Genomic DNA, 13,671 nt, shown 5'->3' on the forward strand with positions numbered 1-13,671 from the left:
GCTTCGGCTTCGGCTTCGGCTTCGGCTTCGGCTTCGGCTTCGGCTTCGGCTTCGGCTTCGGCTTCGGCTTCGGCTTCGGCTTCGGCTTCGGCTTCGGAAGGGCTTTGTTCAACCCGATCTTCCGGGTCAAGCGTGTAGGCGTCAGTCTTGGCGTCGACCGCTTCGGGCACCTCATCGACCTTGGGGTCGTCGGCCGGTTTCTGGTCTGTGTCTTTCTTGGCAGCCACCGTCACTTCCCCCTGTCGATTCCCATAAAACCTGACGCGCAGACGCAACCAAGTTAATCCGCGCCCATCGCACCCTCAAGCCGGATCGCGTATTTAACGAGTTTTTTCACGGCTTTCCGCATTTTCTTGGGCGTCGGGCGTTTGGCAATCCGCAAGCGGGCAATCGCCAAGTTTTTAAGGGGCTCGGCGGTCGGGCCGCTCATCGCGGCGACCAAAAGCGGCGCCGGTCCGGGCCAAAGGTCGGCAAATTGTCGCGCGGTTCGCGGCGAGAACAAGGGCGCAATCACCGGGGCCGAACCAACCGCAGCCGCCCGGGCCTCGGGCGTCAAAGGCAGCAGCTGCTGGCGATAAACCGGCTGTTCCCGCACGGTCAGGCCCAGTTCGGTCAGCCGGGCCGCGATGTTTCCCCGGCTGTGTTCGCCGCGCAGATGCAGCAGCGAGCTGTCCGGGCGCTCTTTGAGCAGTTTGGCGACCAGTTCCTCGGCGGTTTCGCCGGCCATTCGGGCCTCCCACCCGGCCTGGCGGGCCGTTTCGGTGGTGGCCGGCCCCACGCAATAGGCGGGCAGATCCCGGCGCACATCCTGCGCCGCGGCGGCCGCCACGCCATTGGCCGAGGTGAAGATCAGGCCCCGAATTCCAGTCGTGTCCACCGCCTGTTCCATCGGTCGGATATCCAGCAGCGGGGAATAGACCACCTGAACCCGCGACCGCAAACGTTCGGGCAGCTGCGCCACGAACCTTTCCGAGGCGGCGCGGGGGCGGGTCATCAACAGGTACACGGGCGGGCGTTCGGGCCTTGAGGATTGTTTGCTGCGGCGCGGGGTGATACCCCGCGACCAGATCATGATGCAATGGTTCAGGCCGATGGTGCAAACACTTACCGTTCTGGGATTGGAAAGCAGCTGCGACGACACGGCGGCGGCCGTGGTGCGGCAGACCGAGGGCGAACCGGTGCAGGTTCTGTCTTCGGTAGTGCATGGCCAGACGGACCTGCACAGCGCCTTTGGCGGCGTGGTGCCCGAGATCGCGGCGCGCGCGCATGCCGAAAAGCTGGATGTCTGCGTGCAGCAGGCGTTGGAGCAGGCGGGCCTGACTCTGCAGGATATAGACGCCGTGGCCGTGACCGCCGGGCCGGGACTGATCGGCGGGGTCATGTCCGGCGTGATGTGCGCCAAGGGGATCAGCGCGGCCACCGGTCTGCCGCTGATCGGCGTCAACCACCTGGCCGGCCACGCGCTGACCCCGCGCCTGACGGACGGGATCGCCTTTCCCTACCTGATGCTGCTGGTATCCGGGGGGCACTGCCAATACCTGATCGCCCACGGCCCCGAGCGGTTTACCCGGCTGGGCGGCACCATCGACGACGCCCCGGGCGAGGCCTTCGACAAGACCGCGCGCCTGTTGGGCCTGCCTCAACCCGGCGGCCCCTCGGTCGAGGCCGAGGCGCGCGATGGCGACCCCAAACGCTTTCGCTTTCCGCGACCACTGCTGGATCGGCCCGGATGCGATCTGTCCTTTTCCGGGCTCAAGACCGCCTTGATGCGGATGCGCGACCATATCGTGGCCGAAAAAGGCGGGCTGACGCGTCAGGACCGCGCCGATCTGTGCGCCGGGTTCCAGCAGGCGGTTGTGGATACGCTGGCCGAAAAGACCCGCCGCGCCATCGCCCTGTATCTTGAAACCAACCCGGCCGAGCCGGTCATCACCGTGGCCGGGGGCGTTGCGGCCAACACAGCCATTCGGTCTGCGTTAGAGTCTGTTTCCGCGGATGTCGGCGCGCGGTTTACCGCCCCTCCGCTGCACCTGTGCACCGACAATGCGGCGATGATCGCCTATGCGGGATTGGAACGATTCCGGCTGGGCGCGCGTGACGGGCTGGACCTGACCGCCCGTCCCCGCTGGCCGCTGGACCAGACTAGCCCGGCCATGCTGGGCGGCGGGCGCAAGGGGGCCAAGGCATGAGCGTCTCGGTCCTTGGGTCGGGCGCCTTCGGAACCGCGCTGGCGATCTCACTGGCGGGCAAGGGTCCGGTCACCTTGTGGGCCCGGTCGGGCGAACGGGCGCAGACGATGCAGGCGACCCGCCGCAATAATGCCCGCCTTCCGGGTGTCACCCTGCCCGACGCCATCACGGTGACCGCTGAAATCATGCTGGCCTGTCAGAGCGACGTGGTGTTGTTGGCTGTGCCCATGCAAAAGCTGCGCGATGTCCTGTCGGACCATGCGGCGGACTTGCAGGGTCGCACCCTTGTGGCCTGTTGCAAGGGTATCGAGCTATCCACCGGCCTCGGTCCGATTGCCGTGATCGAACAGGTGCTGCCCAGCGCCCGCACTGCATTGCTGACCGGGCCCAGCTTTGCCGATGACATCGCGCGCGGGTTGCCCACGGCGCTGACCCTGGCCTGCGGCGACGCAAAGCTCGGCGCCCGGTTGCAACAGGCGCTGACCACCGCCAACCTGCGGCTCTACCGGACCACCGACGTGACCGGGGCCGAGTTGGGCGGGGCGCTGAAGAACGTGATGGCCAACGCCTGCGGGGCCTGCATCGGCGCCGGTCTGGGGGACAGCGCCCGCGCGGCCCTGATGACGCGCGGCTTTGCCGAGATGCAACGCTTTGCCGCAATGCGCGGTGCCCGGCCCGAGACCCTGATGGGCCTGTCGGGTTTGGGCGATCTGGTTCTGACTTGCTCGTCCGAGCTGTCGCGCAACTTCCGGTTCGGCCTGTCGCTGGGCCGCAACGAGTCCTTTGACGCCGCGACCACCGTCGAAGGCGTGGCCACGGCAAATGCCATGGCCGCCATCGCGTCGGCCGAAGGGCTGGACATGCCCATCTGCCAGACGGTGGCGCAGCTCAGCCGTGGCGCCTACAGTGTCGCCGAGGCCCTGCAATCCCTGCTCAATCGCCCACTCAAGGAGGAATGACATGCTTATCGCCCTGATCGCCCGCGACAAGGACGGCGCCCTGCAGACCCGGCTGGACAATCGCGCCGCGCACCTGGCCTATATCGAAGAAACAGGCGTAGTCGCACAGGCCGGGCCGCTGCTGGATGGCGATGCCATGATCGGGTCGCTGGTCATCCTGGATGTCGAGGACCTGGCCGCCGCACAGGCCTGGGCCGACAACGACCCCTATGCCAAGGCCGGTCTGTTCAAGTCGGTCGAACTGATCCCGTGGAAGAAGGTCATCGGCTGATGGCGTATTGGCTGTTCAAATCCGAACCCTCGACCTGGAGCTGGGACCAGCAGGTCGCCAAGGGCGACGCGGGCGAGGAATGGGACGGGGTGCGCAACTATCAGGCTCGCAATTTCATGCGGCAGATGAAGCTGGGCGACCGGGGGTTTTTCTATCATTCGCAGAAGGACAAGGCGATCGTCGGCATCGTCGAGGTTTGCGCCGAGGCCCACCCCGACAGCACCACCGACGACGACCGGTGGGAATGCGTGGACATCAAGGCGGTGCGCCCCTTCGCCAAACCGGTCACGCTGGACCAGATCAAGGCCGATCCACGGCTGGCCGATATGGTGCTGGTCAAGAACTCGCGCCTGTCGGTTCAGCCCGTCTCGGATGCCGAATGGGCGGTGATCTGCGAATTGGGCCAGGCCCTGACGGATTGAGAAAAAAGGGAAGGCCCTGACGATGCAGAACCTTCCCTACCCCGCGTGCTCCCTACTCACCACACGCAAAGAAATCTCTGGTTCTGACCGTCCTGGTCACGGGTTGAATGTAGCCCAAGGCGCAGCGGTTTTTCAAACATGAAATCAATAGATTATGATTCAAATGCAAAACGCCCGCCGAACCAGTCGGGCGGGCGTTTCCGAATGTCGCGGCGCGATCAGCCGTAGACAGACTCTTTGCCGAAATGCTTGGTCAGCATGTAATAGACCACCGCGCGGTATTTGTTGCGCTCGGACATGCCATAGGTCTCCATGACCTTGTTGATCGCTGCCATCAGCTCGGGACCATCCGACAGGCCCAGTTTCTTGATCAGAAAGTTGTTCTTGACGGTCTCCAGCTCACCTTCCTGGCTGGCGGCGACGGTCGCGGCATCCGCGTCATAGATGGCCGGGCCGCATCCAATGGTAACCTTGGTCAGCAGGTCCATGTCCGGCGTCACACCGCATTTGTTCTTCAGATCATCCGCGTATTTGGCGATCAACTCGTCACGTTTTCCCATTGTCCTCTCCTGTGTGGGTTGGGTTCCGGCCTTTGCGGCGCTGGCTGAACGGTAACGGCTGACAGCTTTTCAACAAAGGGAAAAATCCGACGGTTTCCCCCCAAGGCAGGGATACGCGCACCCGCGGGTTGATCATTGTTTCACTTTTATTTAACATTTTAGTTAATCATTGAGTCGCGGAGACTGCCATGACCATCGCCCTACCGAACGAAAGCGCCGAGTACCGAACCGCCCGAAATGCCCTGTTGGCCGCCGAAGCCGATCTGCGTGCGCGGGTCGAGGAAGTGGCCGCGCTGCGCCGGACCTTGCCCAAGGGCGGCCAAATTCCGCAGGATTATGCCTTTCGGGACCTCGGCGGCAAAATTGCCCCGATTTCAAGCCTGTTCGGTGATCATGACACTCTGGTCGTGTATTCGCTGATGTTTGGCCCCAAAGCGAAGGACCCCTGCCCCATGTGCTCGGCCTTTCTGGACGGGCTGACCGGACAGGTCGCACATCTGACCCGAAAAACCGCCTTTGCGGTCGTGGCGCAGAATACACCGGATGCCTTGGCTGCGCTGAGCCAGCGCATGGGCTGGCAGGATCTGCCGCTGTATTCCGCGTTGGAAACGACGTACCAGCAAGACTATCTGGCCGAGACCGAGGACGGAAACCAGTTGCCGATTCTGAACGTGTTTCAACGCGATGCGCAGGGAATCCACCATTTCTGGAGCTCCGAGCTGTTCTTTCAGCCCAGCGACTGGCATCCACGCCATGTCGATGCTGCCTGGCCCCTATGGAACATTCTGGACCTGACGCCGCAGGGGCGCGGCGATTTCGTGCCGCCGCTCCGCTGAGCGCAACAAAAAAGGCGGCCCAGATGGCCGCCTTCTCCGCGTATTTCTGACGGATCAATACCGGTAATGCTCGGGCTTGAACGGGCCTTCGGGCGTGACACCGATGTAATCCGCCTGTTCCTTGTCCAGCTTGGTCAGCTTGACGCCGATCCGATCCAGGTGCAGGCGTGCGACCTTCTCGTCCAAGTGCTTGGGCAGGATATAGACCTTGTTCTCGTACTGGTCGCCTTTGGTGAACAGTTCGATCTGGGCCAGAACCTGATTGGTGAACGAGGCCGACATCACGAAGGACGGGTGTCCGGTGGCATTGCCGAGGTTCAACAGACGGCCTTCGGACAGCAGGATGATGCGGTTGCCCGAAGGCATCTCGATCATATCCACCTGGTCCTTGATGTTGGTCCATTTGTGGTTTTTTAGGCTGGCCACCTGAATCTCGTTGTCGAAATGGCCGATATTTCCGACGATGGCCATGTCCTTCATCTCGCGCATGTGCTCGATGCGGATCACGTCCTTGTTGCCGGTGGTGGTGATGAAGATGTCGGCGGTCGAAACCACGTCTTCCAGCAGAACCACCTCGAACCCATCCATGGCGGCCTGCAGGGCGCAGATCGGGTCGACCTCGGTCACCTTCACGCGGGCGCCCGCGCCGCGCAGCGAGGCGGCCGAGCCCTTGCCCACGTCGCCATAACCGCAGACCACGGCAACCTTGCCGGCCATCATCGTGTCAGTGGCGCGGCGGATACCGTCGACCAGCGATTCCTTGCAGCCGTACTTGTTGTCGAATTTCGACTTGGTAACGCTGTCATTCACGTTGATCGCCGGGAACGGCAGGTGGCCGTCCTTGACCAGCTGGTACAGACGGTTGACGCCGGTGGTGGTTTCCTCGGACACGCCCTTGATCTGATCGCGTACCTTGGTGAACCAACCCGGGCTGGCGGCCATCCGCTTCTTGATCTGCGCCTTGATGACTTCTTCCTCTTCCGAGGACGGGACGGGAATGATGTCCTCACCCGCTTCGGCGCGCGCGCCCAGCAGGATGTACAGCGTGGCGTCGCCGCCATCATCCAGGATCATGTTCGGACCGTCTTCGAACAGGAAAGACTTGTCGAGATAGTCCCAATGCTCTTCCAGAGTCTGGCCCTTGATGGCAAAGACCGGAATGCCCGCCTCGGCGATGGCCGCCGCCGCGTGGTCCTGGGTCGAAAATATGTTGCACGACGCCCAGCGCACGTCCGCGCCCAGCGCGACCAGCGTTTCGATCAGCACGGCGGTCTGGATCGTCATGTGCAACGACCCGACGATGCGCGCCCCTTTCAGCGGCTTGCTGTCGCCGTATTCCGCGCGCAGAGCCATCAGGCCCGGCATTTCGGTTTCAGCGATATCCAGTTCCTTGCGGCCGAACCCGGCCAGTGAAATGTCTTTGACGATGTAGTCGCCAGCCATCAGATGCTCCATTCCGATCAACAACGGTTTGGGCAGCCCCTAACACCGTTGGGGAAAAGTGGCAATGTGGGTGGCAGTGGACCGCGAGCGGCGCTCAGTTCAACTGGGCGTCCCCTCGGCTTGAATCTTTGGGATCGCTTCAAAGAAATCGGTGCCGGCGGCGACAATGCAGCTGATGCCGTTGGCGTGGGTCACCAGAACGGTATAGGTCCCGCTTTCGCGTGACGCCCATACCTCCATGACCATTTGTCCGCCTCGCGAGTTCTGCAAGCCGCCAAAGGCAAGCTCCTCTGAATAGGTTTGCTGCAGTTTGGCGATCACATCTCCGCGCAAGGCGCAGTTCTGTGCCAATGCAGGCGGCGCGGCCGCAGCCATTCCAAAGACAAGTGCCAGTCCGAATACACGCTTGAACATGACAGGCTCCTTTCGGTTGGGTTTCAATCCGAGAGGGGCACACTGGGAGGAGCGCGTGCCCCCCTCAGTCTTCATGTCGTGATCACAAGGTGCCGGTTCAAAGCACGATTGCTCAAGAAATTGTTGGCAGCCAGTGATCAGGATGGCTTAAGCATAGCATAAAACCGGGTCTCGGGCACGGTGGACAAGATGGGGCATGGCAGAATGGCAACACAACCCAGGGCATGGCAACGGATGCTGTCGGGCCGCAGGCTGGACCTGCTGGACCCGACACCGGTGGATATCGAGATCGAGGATATCGCCCATGGTCTGGCTTTCGTGGCGCGCTGGAACGGCCAGACGGCGGGTGATTTCGCCTATTCCGTGGCCGAGCATTCCCTGCTGGTCGAAGAGCTGTTCGGCCGGATCGCCCCCAAGGCGCCGGTGAAATGGCGGCTGGCGGCGCTGCTGCACGATGCGCCGGAATATGTGATCGGCGACATGATCTCGCCGGTGAAGGCCGCGGTCGGCCCGGGTTACGGCGCGCTGGACGACCGGCTGGCGGCGGCAATCCACATCCGCTTCGGCCTGCCCGCCGCGGTGCCGAAAACGGTGAAACGTCAGATCAAGAAAGCCGACAAAATCAGCGCGTGGATGGAGGCTACCCAGATCGCGGGGTTTTCCGAGGCCGAGGCAACCAAGTTCTTTGGCCGACCGGACGCGGCGGTGATGGAGAGGTTGCAGATCACACTCAGGCCACCGGTTGAGGTTCGGCAGGCATATACGGCGCGGCACGCGGAGCTGTTGGCGGAGCTATGAAACTCGAATGGTAACGGAATCTTGCTTGCCCCCAGCCGCATATTTGCCTTTGCGGCGCCCACGCAGTCCGTGTGACTAAACTCCGAAGAACGGCCTCATTTACTCAATATCGTTCCGCAGAGAAGACACTGTTTGAGCCAAAAAAAGCGGCTCCAGCGTTCGCCGGTTGACAGAAGAACGACACCGTCAGTCTAATGAGGCGCAACCGAGCCGAGTGATCGTCGTTGTATGAAACGCCTCAGAATTGGAACTTCGGATCTACCGCGCGCATTCCGGCTTCTGTGTTTATCCACGATGATGTTGCTGGGAGCGGCTTCATGCGGCCGCCCGCCGGAATTGGTAGGGATCGATAATCCAAGACTTCCTGCATCTGAGGTAAAAGAGGCCAAGCGCCAAACAGTCTTCATTGCCACGACGCGTCAAGCGTCCGGTGCAGAAGGGGTCTTCTTTTCCGGTGACCGCGGTGAGGGTTTGGGCTTGGCTTCAGTAGTCGTCACCATCCCGCCAATTCACAAAGCAGGGAAAATTGAAAGAGCCAGCTCTCTGCCACCTATTGCCTCAAAGCACTTCACCATAGTTGAACCAAAAGTCTATGTTTCGGAAGCCGCCTTTGTTTCTGAAATGGACAATCAATTACTGAACCTCAGCGTTTCCGACAGAAACGTTCTGGTCTTTGTGCACGGCTACAACACGACCCTGAGCGATGCCATCCTTAGATTGGCACAGTTTGTCGAGGATACCGAGTATGACGGGATCCCCGTATTGATGTCATGGGCGTCTGCTGCAGAGACTCTGAAATACGTCTACGATATCAACAGCGCCCTCGCTGCCAGATCAGACTTTTTGAACGCCGGTGAGATCATTTCGCGATCACAGGCTCAACAATTTGACATACTCGCGTTTTCGATGGGAGCGTTCCTTACGATGGAAGCCATCTCACAAGCCGAAATTGCTGGCGAGTTTAATCCCAACAAAAAAATTCGAAACATAATTCTGGCAGCACCCGATATCGATTTGGCGGTATTCGAAAGCCAGCTCTCAACTATCACCCACGACAATCAGAAAATCTTTGTTCTCGTATCCTCGGACGACGGAGCCTTGAGTTTTTCGAAGTTCATTTCTGGCGGAGTCGACCGTGTTGGCGCAGCCGATGCCGCCGAACTCGCAAGGTCAGGAGTCACCGTTATTGATCTCAGCCAAGTACAGGACTCTCAAAGCACAAGTCACTCGAAATTTGCTTCGTCCCCTGAGGTTGTTCGAATTGCTGGTGAAGCAATCCGCACGAGCGGACGGACCGGCAGGCGTTCTACAACAGAACTTCAGGACCTTATTGGCGAAGGTTCAGTGGAAGTTGTAGGCGAACCTTAATTTCTTGATTTCCCAAGCCTGTTGCCAGAATAGTGCCGATCGGCAAAAAGCTACCGCGGGCTGCGTTTCGCCAGAATCCGCTGCAAGGTCCGGCGGTGCATGTTCAGACGCCGCGCTGTTTCCGAGACGTTTCGGTCACACAGCTCGTAAACCCGCTGGATGTGCTCCCACCGCACGCGGTCGGCGCTCATGGGGTTTTCGGGGGGCGGGGGCAGTTCGTCGCCCTTGGCCAGCAGCGCGTTGGTGATGTCGGTGGCGTCGGCAGGTTTCGACAGATAGTCGGTGGCGCCGATTTTCACCGCCGCCACGGCAGTCGCAATTGCACCGTATCCGGTCAGAACCACGACCCGGCTGTCGGGGCGCTTTTCCCGCAGCACCTCGACCACGTCCAGCCCGTTGCCGTCCTCGAGCCGCAGGTCCACCACGGCAAAGGCGGGCGGGCGGGCGGTGGCGATCGCGCGGCCGGCGGCGACGGATCCGGCGGTTTCCACCTCGAACCCGCGCTTTTCCATCGCCCTGGCGAGACGTCTCAGGAACGGCTCGTCATCATCCACCAGAAGCAGGGATTTGTCGGGGCCGATGTCAAGCTGGGCACTGTCTGCCATGGTGTGGTCTTTCTGCTATTTCATGCCGATAGGCTTTGAGATGAGTAATAGCAGCGCCACACCAAAGGTCAAACCGACGGTTACTCTGCCGCCTGGTCCACAAAACAGGCAACGGTGTCGGCCATCTGCTCGGCCGTCGCGTCGCGTTTGAAAAACTCGAGGAACCCATCCTGCGGCGTGACGAGGTAGGTAAATGTCGAATGGTCGACGAGGTAGTACTCGTCGCTCTTGTCCTGGGCCTTGTAATAGGTCTTGTAGGCCTGGCTCGCGGCCTTGACCTGTTCCGGCGTACCGGTGAGGCCAATCATCTTTTCATGCAGGTTGTAGGCAAAATCCCCCACGACGTCGGGGGTGTCCCGGTCCGGGTCCACCGAGATGAAGATCGGAGTGACCGAATAACCGCGCTCGGTCAGCAGGTCGACGGCCTCGACATTGCGGGTGGTGTCCAGCGGACAGACGTCGGGGCAGAAGGTGTAACCGAAATAGATCAGCGAGGGCTCGGTGATCACGTCCTTGTCGGTCACGGTTTCACCCTTGGAGTTGATCAACTCGAACGGGCCGCCGATGGTTGCGGTGCCGCCTGCAATCTGGCTGGACCGGCACTGCGCAAACTTGTCGTCCGAACCGCCGCCGCGCGTCATCAGCCACATGGCGCCCAGGCCCACGGCCAGCACGACGGTTGCAAGAACGGCATAAAGGCGGGTCATGGCGAAATTCCTGACACATGGGGTTGTTGATCGGTTCGGCCGGGACACCTATCAAGTTGACCAGCGAACGCAACAGGACATAATCGCCCGATGACGGATTCCAACACCAGCCTCTGGCGCGGACAGGAACGCAGCAGCTGGATCCGGCTGCGCACGTTGATCCTGCTGCGGTGGGTCGCAATCATCGGCCAGATCACGGCCATCACCGTTGCCCAGCAGACCTATCACGTCCAGCTGGAGCTTGGGCTGTGCTACCTTGCTATCGGTGTTTCGGTCATGGGCAACCTGACCGCCATCCTGCTGTTCCCGCAGAACAAGCGCCTGTCGGAATTCGAAAACTTCCTCATGGTGATGTTCGACCTGCTGCAGCTGGCTTTCCTGCTGTATCTCACAGGCGGTCTGAACAACCCGTTTGCCCTGCTTTTGCTGGGCCCCGTGACGATTGCGGCCAACGTCATGAGCACCCGGTCGACCCTGATCATCGGGGGCGCCGCAATCGTGTTGGCGACGCTTCTGGCCCAGTTTCACCTGCCGCTGCGCACCGATCTCGGCCTTGTTCTGGACATCCCCGACATCCTGCTGTTCGGCAACTGGGCCGCCATCGTGATCGCGATCGTATTCATCGGCGCCTATTCGCACCGCATCAGCGCCGAAGTTCAGTCGATGTCCGAGGCGCTGGCCGCCACCCATATGGCCCTGGCGCGCGAGCAGAAGCTGACCGACCTCGGCGGCGTTGTCGCCGCCGCCGCGCACGAGTTGGGGACCCCACTGGCCACGATCAAGCTGACCAGCTCGGAACTGATCGAAGAATTGGACGACCGCCCGGACCTGAAAGAAGACGCCGCCCTGATCCGCGAACAGGCCGACCGATGCCGCGACATCCTGCGCGACATGGGTCGGGCCGGCAAAGATGACCTGCACCTGCGCCAGGCACCTTTGTCCGCCGTGATCCACGAGGCGGCCGAGCCCCATATACACAGGGGCAAACAGGTACATTTTGACGAAGGCCCGGGGCCTGACGGGGATGTCCAGCAGCCCTCGATCCTGCGCAAGCCCGAGATCATTCATGGCCTGCGAAACCTGATCCAGAACGCCGTGGACTTTGCCCGCGCACAAGTCTGGGTCGAGGCCGAATGGACGCCGGACCGGATCACCGTCAGCATCATGGATGACGGGCGTGGTTATCCGTCACACATCATCGGCCGTATCGGTGACCCGTTCATGCGCCGCAGACGCGCCGAAAGCGATCTGCGCACACGCCCCGAATACGAGGGTATGGGGTTGGGCCTATTCATCGCAAAAACGCTCTTGGAGCGCAGCGGCGCCGAACTGAAATTTGCAAATGGGTCAGACCCTTACCAGGCGGTGACGGACCAGGCCGAGCGACGCGGCGCGATCGTGCTGGTGACATGGCCGCGCAAGCTGATCGATGCGCAGACAGGCGACAACCCGGTGCCGTCGGGCGTGAACGAACGGTTCCAGGTCTGAGTTAAGACACCGTTAACTATTTAAGCGCAAAGTCGGGTCCGGTTTGTTTTTGGGGTAGGCGGCACTGTGGCCGACTGGATCATACTTGCGGCGATCAGCCTGGTTTCGTCGGGCTTTGCCCTGCAGTGGCTCATGCCGCGCCGTCCGCGGCGCGGTGACAATTTTGGTTTGTCTGCGCCGGCTTCGTTGTTGGATGCGGTGTTTTTGTTCAACGGAAGCCGCCTGATCAGCCACTCCGACATCGCCCTGTCCGGGTTCGAGGCGGTGAATGACTGGGATGATCTCAGGCGCCTGTTGCAGCGCGACTTTCCGGCCTTCCCCGAGACTTACGAAACCGTCCGCCAGCAAGGCAATATCGTGGTTTCGGCGATAGATTGTACGGTCGAGCGCGAGGTTCGGTGTGAATGGATCGACGGCATCGTCCGGGTGCAGTTGCGTGATCTGACCGGCATCACCGAACCGACAAGGAGGGATCCGAACGATCCGATCCGCCTCGCCATGGACCGCGCGCCCTACCCAGTATGGCTTCTGGATCATGCCAACAAGATAAGATGGTGCAACGCCGCCTATGTTGCACTGGCCCGCAAGGCGCGTGGGCAGGACACGGATCTGACCCAACCCATGTTCCCTGAACTGACCGAAGAAGCGCGGCCCGGCAAGAAGACCCGCGTCTCAATTCCGGTGAAGGATAGCAGCAACAAGCTGTGGTTCGATCTGACGCTTGTGGAACTGGACGAAGGTCACCTGCATTACGCGGTCGACGTAAACGCCATTGTCGAGGCCGAGACCGCCCAGCGCAAGTTCGTCCAGACAATGACGAAAACCTTCGCGCAGCTGTCGATCGGCCTGGCAATCTTTGATCGAAACCGCCAGTTGGCACTGTTCAACCCTGCCCTGATCGACCTGACCGCTTTGCCGCCCGATTTTCTGAGTTGCCGGCCGAATATCTCAAGCTTCTTTGACCGCCTTCGGGATCAGCACATGATGCCCGAACCCAAGAACTACCGCAGTTGGCGCCGGCAGATGAACGATCTTCTGGAAGCGGCCGAGGACGGAAATTATCAGGAAACCTGGTCACTGCCGTCGGGCTCAGTCTATTCGGTCAGCGGTCGCCCCCATCCCGACGGCGCCGTCGCCTTTCTGTTTGAGGACATTACGGCCGAGATCACCCTGACCCGCCGGTTCCGATCCGAGATGGACCTTATGCAGTCAATCCTCGACAAGCTCGCGGATGCCGTCGCCGTGTTTGCCGATGACGGGACGCTGGCCTTCACCAACTACGCCTACCAACTGCTGTGGGGAGACTCGGACGAGGTCGGCTTTGAACCAGTCACGGTTCTGGACGTCACACGCCAGTGGCAGTCGCAATGTCAGGCCAATCCAATTCTGGGTGACATTCGGGACTTCGTGGAAATGCGCAACAACCGGGTCGAGTGGAGCTCGGATCTGTACAAGCGCGACGGCACCCGGCTCTTGTGCACGGTCAGCCCAATCCAGAACGGCGCAACCATCGTCCGGTTCACGATCGAACACGCGCTTGGAGAAACGCCGGATATGTTGCAGATCACCGCCTGAACCGGGTTGCAGAGGGTTCGGCCCCCGTTCATTGTG

Annotated in this window: 15 protein-coding genes and 1 pseudogene; 9 read left to right on the forward strand and 7 right to left on the reverse strand. The window is 61.2% G+C overall.

Features of this window, described 5'->3' with window-relative positions; genetic code table 11:
- Together ACR0MM_RS17775 and ACR0MM_RS17780 are read right to left on the reverse strand one after the other, a co-directional pair.
- A pseudogene (locus ACR0MM_RS17775) lies at positions 1–227 on the reverse strand (hypothetical protein); the annotation flags it as partial.
- Positions 228–280: 53 nt separating this feature from the next.
- Positions 281–994 carry a uroporphyrinogen-III synthase gene (locus ACR0MM_RS17780; protein WP_480697674.1) on the reverse strand — a complete coding sequence of 238 codons (714 nt, stop codon included), beginning with the start codon at positions 992–994 and terminating at the stop codon, positions 281–283.
- A 97-nt stretch (positions 995–1,091) separates the two neighbouring features.
- On the opposite strand from ACR0MM_RS17780, the gene tsaD reads away from it, so the two are divergent.
- Genes tsaD through ACR0MM_RS17800 form a run of 4 tightly spaced genes read left to right on the forward strand, consistent with a single transcriptional unit; the run spans position 1,092 to position 3,841 of the window.
- Entirely contained in the window at positions 1,092–2,189 is a 1,098-nt protein-coding gene (gene tsaD, locus ACR0MM_RS17785) for a tRNA (adenosine(37)-N6)-threonylcarbamoyltransferase complex transferase subunit TsaD (RefSeq protein ID WP_480697676.1), read from the forward strand.
- A complete protein-coding gene (locus tag ACR0MM_RS17790; RefSeq protein WP_480697678.1) occupies positions 2,186–3,148 on the forward strand; it encodes an NAD(P)H-dependent glycerol-3-phosphate dehydrogenase in 963 nt (320 codons plus the stop codon). The genes tsaD and ACR0MM_RS17790 overlap by 4 nt, the downstream gene beginning before the upstream one ends.
- A 1-nt stretch (position 3,149) precedes the next feature.
- Positions 3,150–3,419 carry a YciI family protein gene (locus ACR0MM_RS17795; protein WP_170364310.1) on the forward strand — a complete coding sequence of 90 codons (270 nt, stop codon included), beginning with the start codon at positions 3,150–3,152 and terminating at the stop codon, positions 3,417–3,419.
- Positions 3,419–3,841: an EVE domain-containing protein gene (locus ACR0MM_RS17800; protein ID WP_170438868.1), complete on the forward strand. Its 423-nt coding sequence runs from the start codon at positions 3,419–3,421 to the stop codon at positions 3,839–3,841. The genes ACR0MM_RS17795 and ACR0MM_RS17800 overlap by 1 nt, the downstream gene beginning before the upstream one ends.
- Before the next feature lie 218 nt (positions 3,842–4,059).
- Here ACR0MM_RS17800 and ACR0MM_RS17805 read toward each other — a convergent pair whose 3' ends face one another.
- Entirely contained in the window at positions 4,060–4,401 is a 342-nt protein-coding gene (locus ACR0MM_RS17805; protein WP_093963863.1) for a DUF2853 family protein, read from the reverse strand.
- A 188-nt stretch (positions 4,402–4,589) separates the two neighbouring features.
- Between ACR0MM_RS17805 and ACR0MM_RS17810 the strand changes: the two genes are divergently transcribed.
- On the forward strand, positions 4,590–5,237 hold the full coding sequence (locus tag ACR0MM_RS17810; protein WP_480697681.1) for a DUF899 family protein: 648 nt from the start codon (positions 4,590–4,592) through the stop codon (positions 5,235–5,237).
- Positions 5,238–5,291: 54 nt separating this feature from the next.
- On the opposite strand, the gene ahcY is transcribed toward ACR0MM_RS17810, so the two are convergent.
- Positions 5,292–6,680 carry an adenosylhomocysteinase gene (gene ahcY / locus ACR0MM_RS17815; protein ID WP_170340635.1) on the reverse strand — a complete coding sequence of 463 codons (1,389 nt, stop codon included), beginning with the start codon at positions 6,678–6,680 and terminating at the stop codon, positions 5,292–5,294.
- Between the two features lie 99 nt (positions 6,681–6,779).
- Positions 6,780–7,094 carry a hypothetical protein gene (locus tag ACR0MM_RS17820; protein ID WP_170443817.1) on the reverse strand — a complete coding sequence of 105 codons (315 nt, stop codon included), beginning with the start codon at positions 7,092–7,094 and terminating at the stop codon, positions 6,780–6,782.
- Between the two features lie 204 nt (positions 7,095–7,298).
- Here ACR0MM_RS17820 and ACR0MM_RS17825 point away from each other — a divergent pair, with 204 nt between their 5' ends.
- Entirely contained in the window at positions 7,299–7,892 is a 594-nt protein-coding gene (locus tag ACR0MM_RS17825) for an HD domain-containing protein (RefSeq protein ID WP_170361062.1), read from the forward strand.
- Positions 7,893–8,120: 228 nt separating this feature from the next.
- Positions 8,121–9,260: an alpha/beta hydrolase gene (locus tag ACR0MM_RS17830; RefSeq protein ID WP_480697683.1), complete on the forward strand. Its 1,140-nt coding sequence runs from the start codon at positions 8,121–8,123 to the stop codon at positions 9,258–9,260.
- Positions 9,261–9,310: 50 nt separating this feature from the next.
- Here the strand turns inward: ACR0MM_RS17830 and ACR0MM_RS17835 are convergent, their stop codons facing one another.
- Together ACR0MM_RS17835 and ACR0MM_RS17840 are read right to left on the reverse strand one after the other, a co-directional pair.
- Positions 9,311–9,865 carry an ActR/PrrA/RegA family redox response regulator transcription factor gene (locus ACR0MM_RS17835; RefSeq protein ID WP_093963867.1) on the reverse strand — a complete coding sequence of 185 codons (555 nt, stop codon included), beginning with the start codon at positions 9,863–9,865 and terminating at the stop codon, positions 9,311–9,313.
- A gap of 80 nt (positions 9,866–9,945) precedes the next feature.
- Positions 9,946–10,572: an SCO family protein gene (locus tag ACR0MM_RS17840; protein WP_480697685.1), complete on the reverse strand. Its 627-nt coding sequence runs from the start codon at positions 10,570–10,572 to the stop codon at positions 9,946–9,948.
- Between the two features lie 90 nt (positions 10,573–10,662).
- Between ACR0MM_RS17840 and regB the strand changes: the two genes are divergently transcribed.
- Both regB and ACR0MM_RS17850 read left to right on the forward strand, forming a co-directional pair.
- Complete coding sequence (gene regB, locus ACR0MM_RS17845; RefSeq protein WP_093963869.1) at positions 10,663–12,060, forward strand: sensor histidine kinase RegB; 1,398 nt, start codon at positions 10,663–10,665, stop codon at positions 12,058–12,060.
- A gap of 66 nt (positions 12,061–12,126) precedes the next feature.
- Entirely contained in the window at positions 12,127–13,635 is a 1,509-nt protein-coding gene (locus ACR0MM_RS17850) for a PAS-domain containing protein (protein WP_480697687.1), read from the forward strand.
- The last annotated feature ends 36 nt before the right edge of the window (positions 13,636–13,671 follow it).

It is taken from the genome of Ruegeria sp. BC6, from assembly GCF_056539185.1.

What these genes read in the sequence shown, in the direction of transcription:
- ACR0MM_RS17780 (WP_480697674.1), bottom strand. Translation starts at nt 994, where the DNA reads ATGACCCGCCCCCGCGCCGCCTCGGAAAGGTTCGTGGCGCAGCTGCCC.
- tsaD (WP_480697676.1), top strand. Translation starts at nt 1,092, where the DNA reads ATGGTGCAAACACTTACCGTTCTGGGATTGGAAAGCAGCTGCGACGAC.
- ACR0MM_RS17790 (WP_480697678.1), top strand. Translation starts at nt 2,186, where the DNA reads ATGAGCGTCTCGGTCCTTGGGTCGGGCGCCTTCGGAACCGCGCTGGCG.
- ACR0MM_RS17795 (WP_170364310.1), top strand. Translation starts at nt 3,150, where the DNA reads ATGCTTATCGCCCTGATCGCCCGCGACAAGGACGGCGCCCTGCAGACC.
- ACR0MM_RS17800 (WP_170438868.1), top strand. Translation starts at nt 3,419, where the DNA reads ATGGCGTATTGGCTGTTCAAATCCGAACCCTCGACCTGGAGCTGGGAC.
- ACR0MM_RS17805 (WP_093963863.1), bottom strand. Translation starts at nt 4,401, where the DNA reads ATGGGAAAACGTGACGAGTTGATCGCCAAATACGCGGATGATCTGAAG.
- ACR0MM_RS17810 (WP_480697681.1), top strand. Translation starts at nt 4,590, where the DNA reads ATGACCATCGCCCTACCGAACGAAAGCGCCGAGTACCGAACCGCCCGA.
- ahcY (WP_170340635.1), bottom strand. Translation starts at nt 6,680, where the DNA reads ATGGCTGGCGACTACATCGTCAAAGACATTTCACTGGCCGGGTTCGGC.
- ACR0MM_RS17820 (WP_170443817.1), bottom strand. Translation starts at nt 7,094, where the DNA reads ATGTTCAAGCGTGTATTCGGACTGGCACTTGTCTTTGGAATGGCTGCG.
- ACR0MM_RS17825 (WP_170361062.1), top strand. Translation starts at nt 7,299, where the DNA reads ATGGCAACACAACCCAGGGCATGGCAACGGATGCTGTCGGGCCGCAGG.
- ACR0MM_RS17830 (WP_480697683.1), top strand. Translation starts at nt 8,121, where the DNA reads ATGAAACGCCTCAGAATTGGAACTTCGGATCTACCGCGCGCATTCCGG.
- ACR0MM_RS17835 (WP_093963867.1), bottom strand. Translation starts at nt 9,865, where the DNA reads ATGGCAGACAGTGCCCAGCTTGACATCGGCCCCGACAAATCCCTGCTT.
- ACR0MM_RS17840 (WP_480697685.1), bottom strand. Translation starts at nt 10,572, where the DNA reads ATGACCCGCCTTTATGCCGTTCTTGCAACCGTCGTGCTGGCCGTGGGC.
- regB (WP_093963869.1), top strand. Translation starts at nt 10,663, where the DNA reads ATGACGGATTCCAACACCAGCCTCTGGCGCGGACAGGAACGCAGCAGC.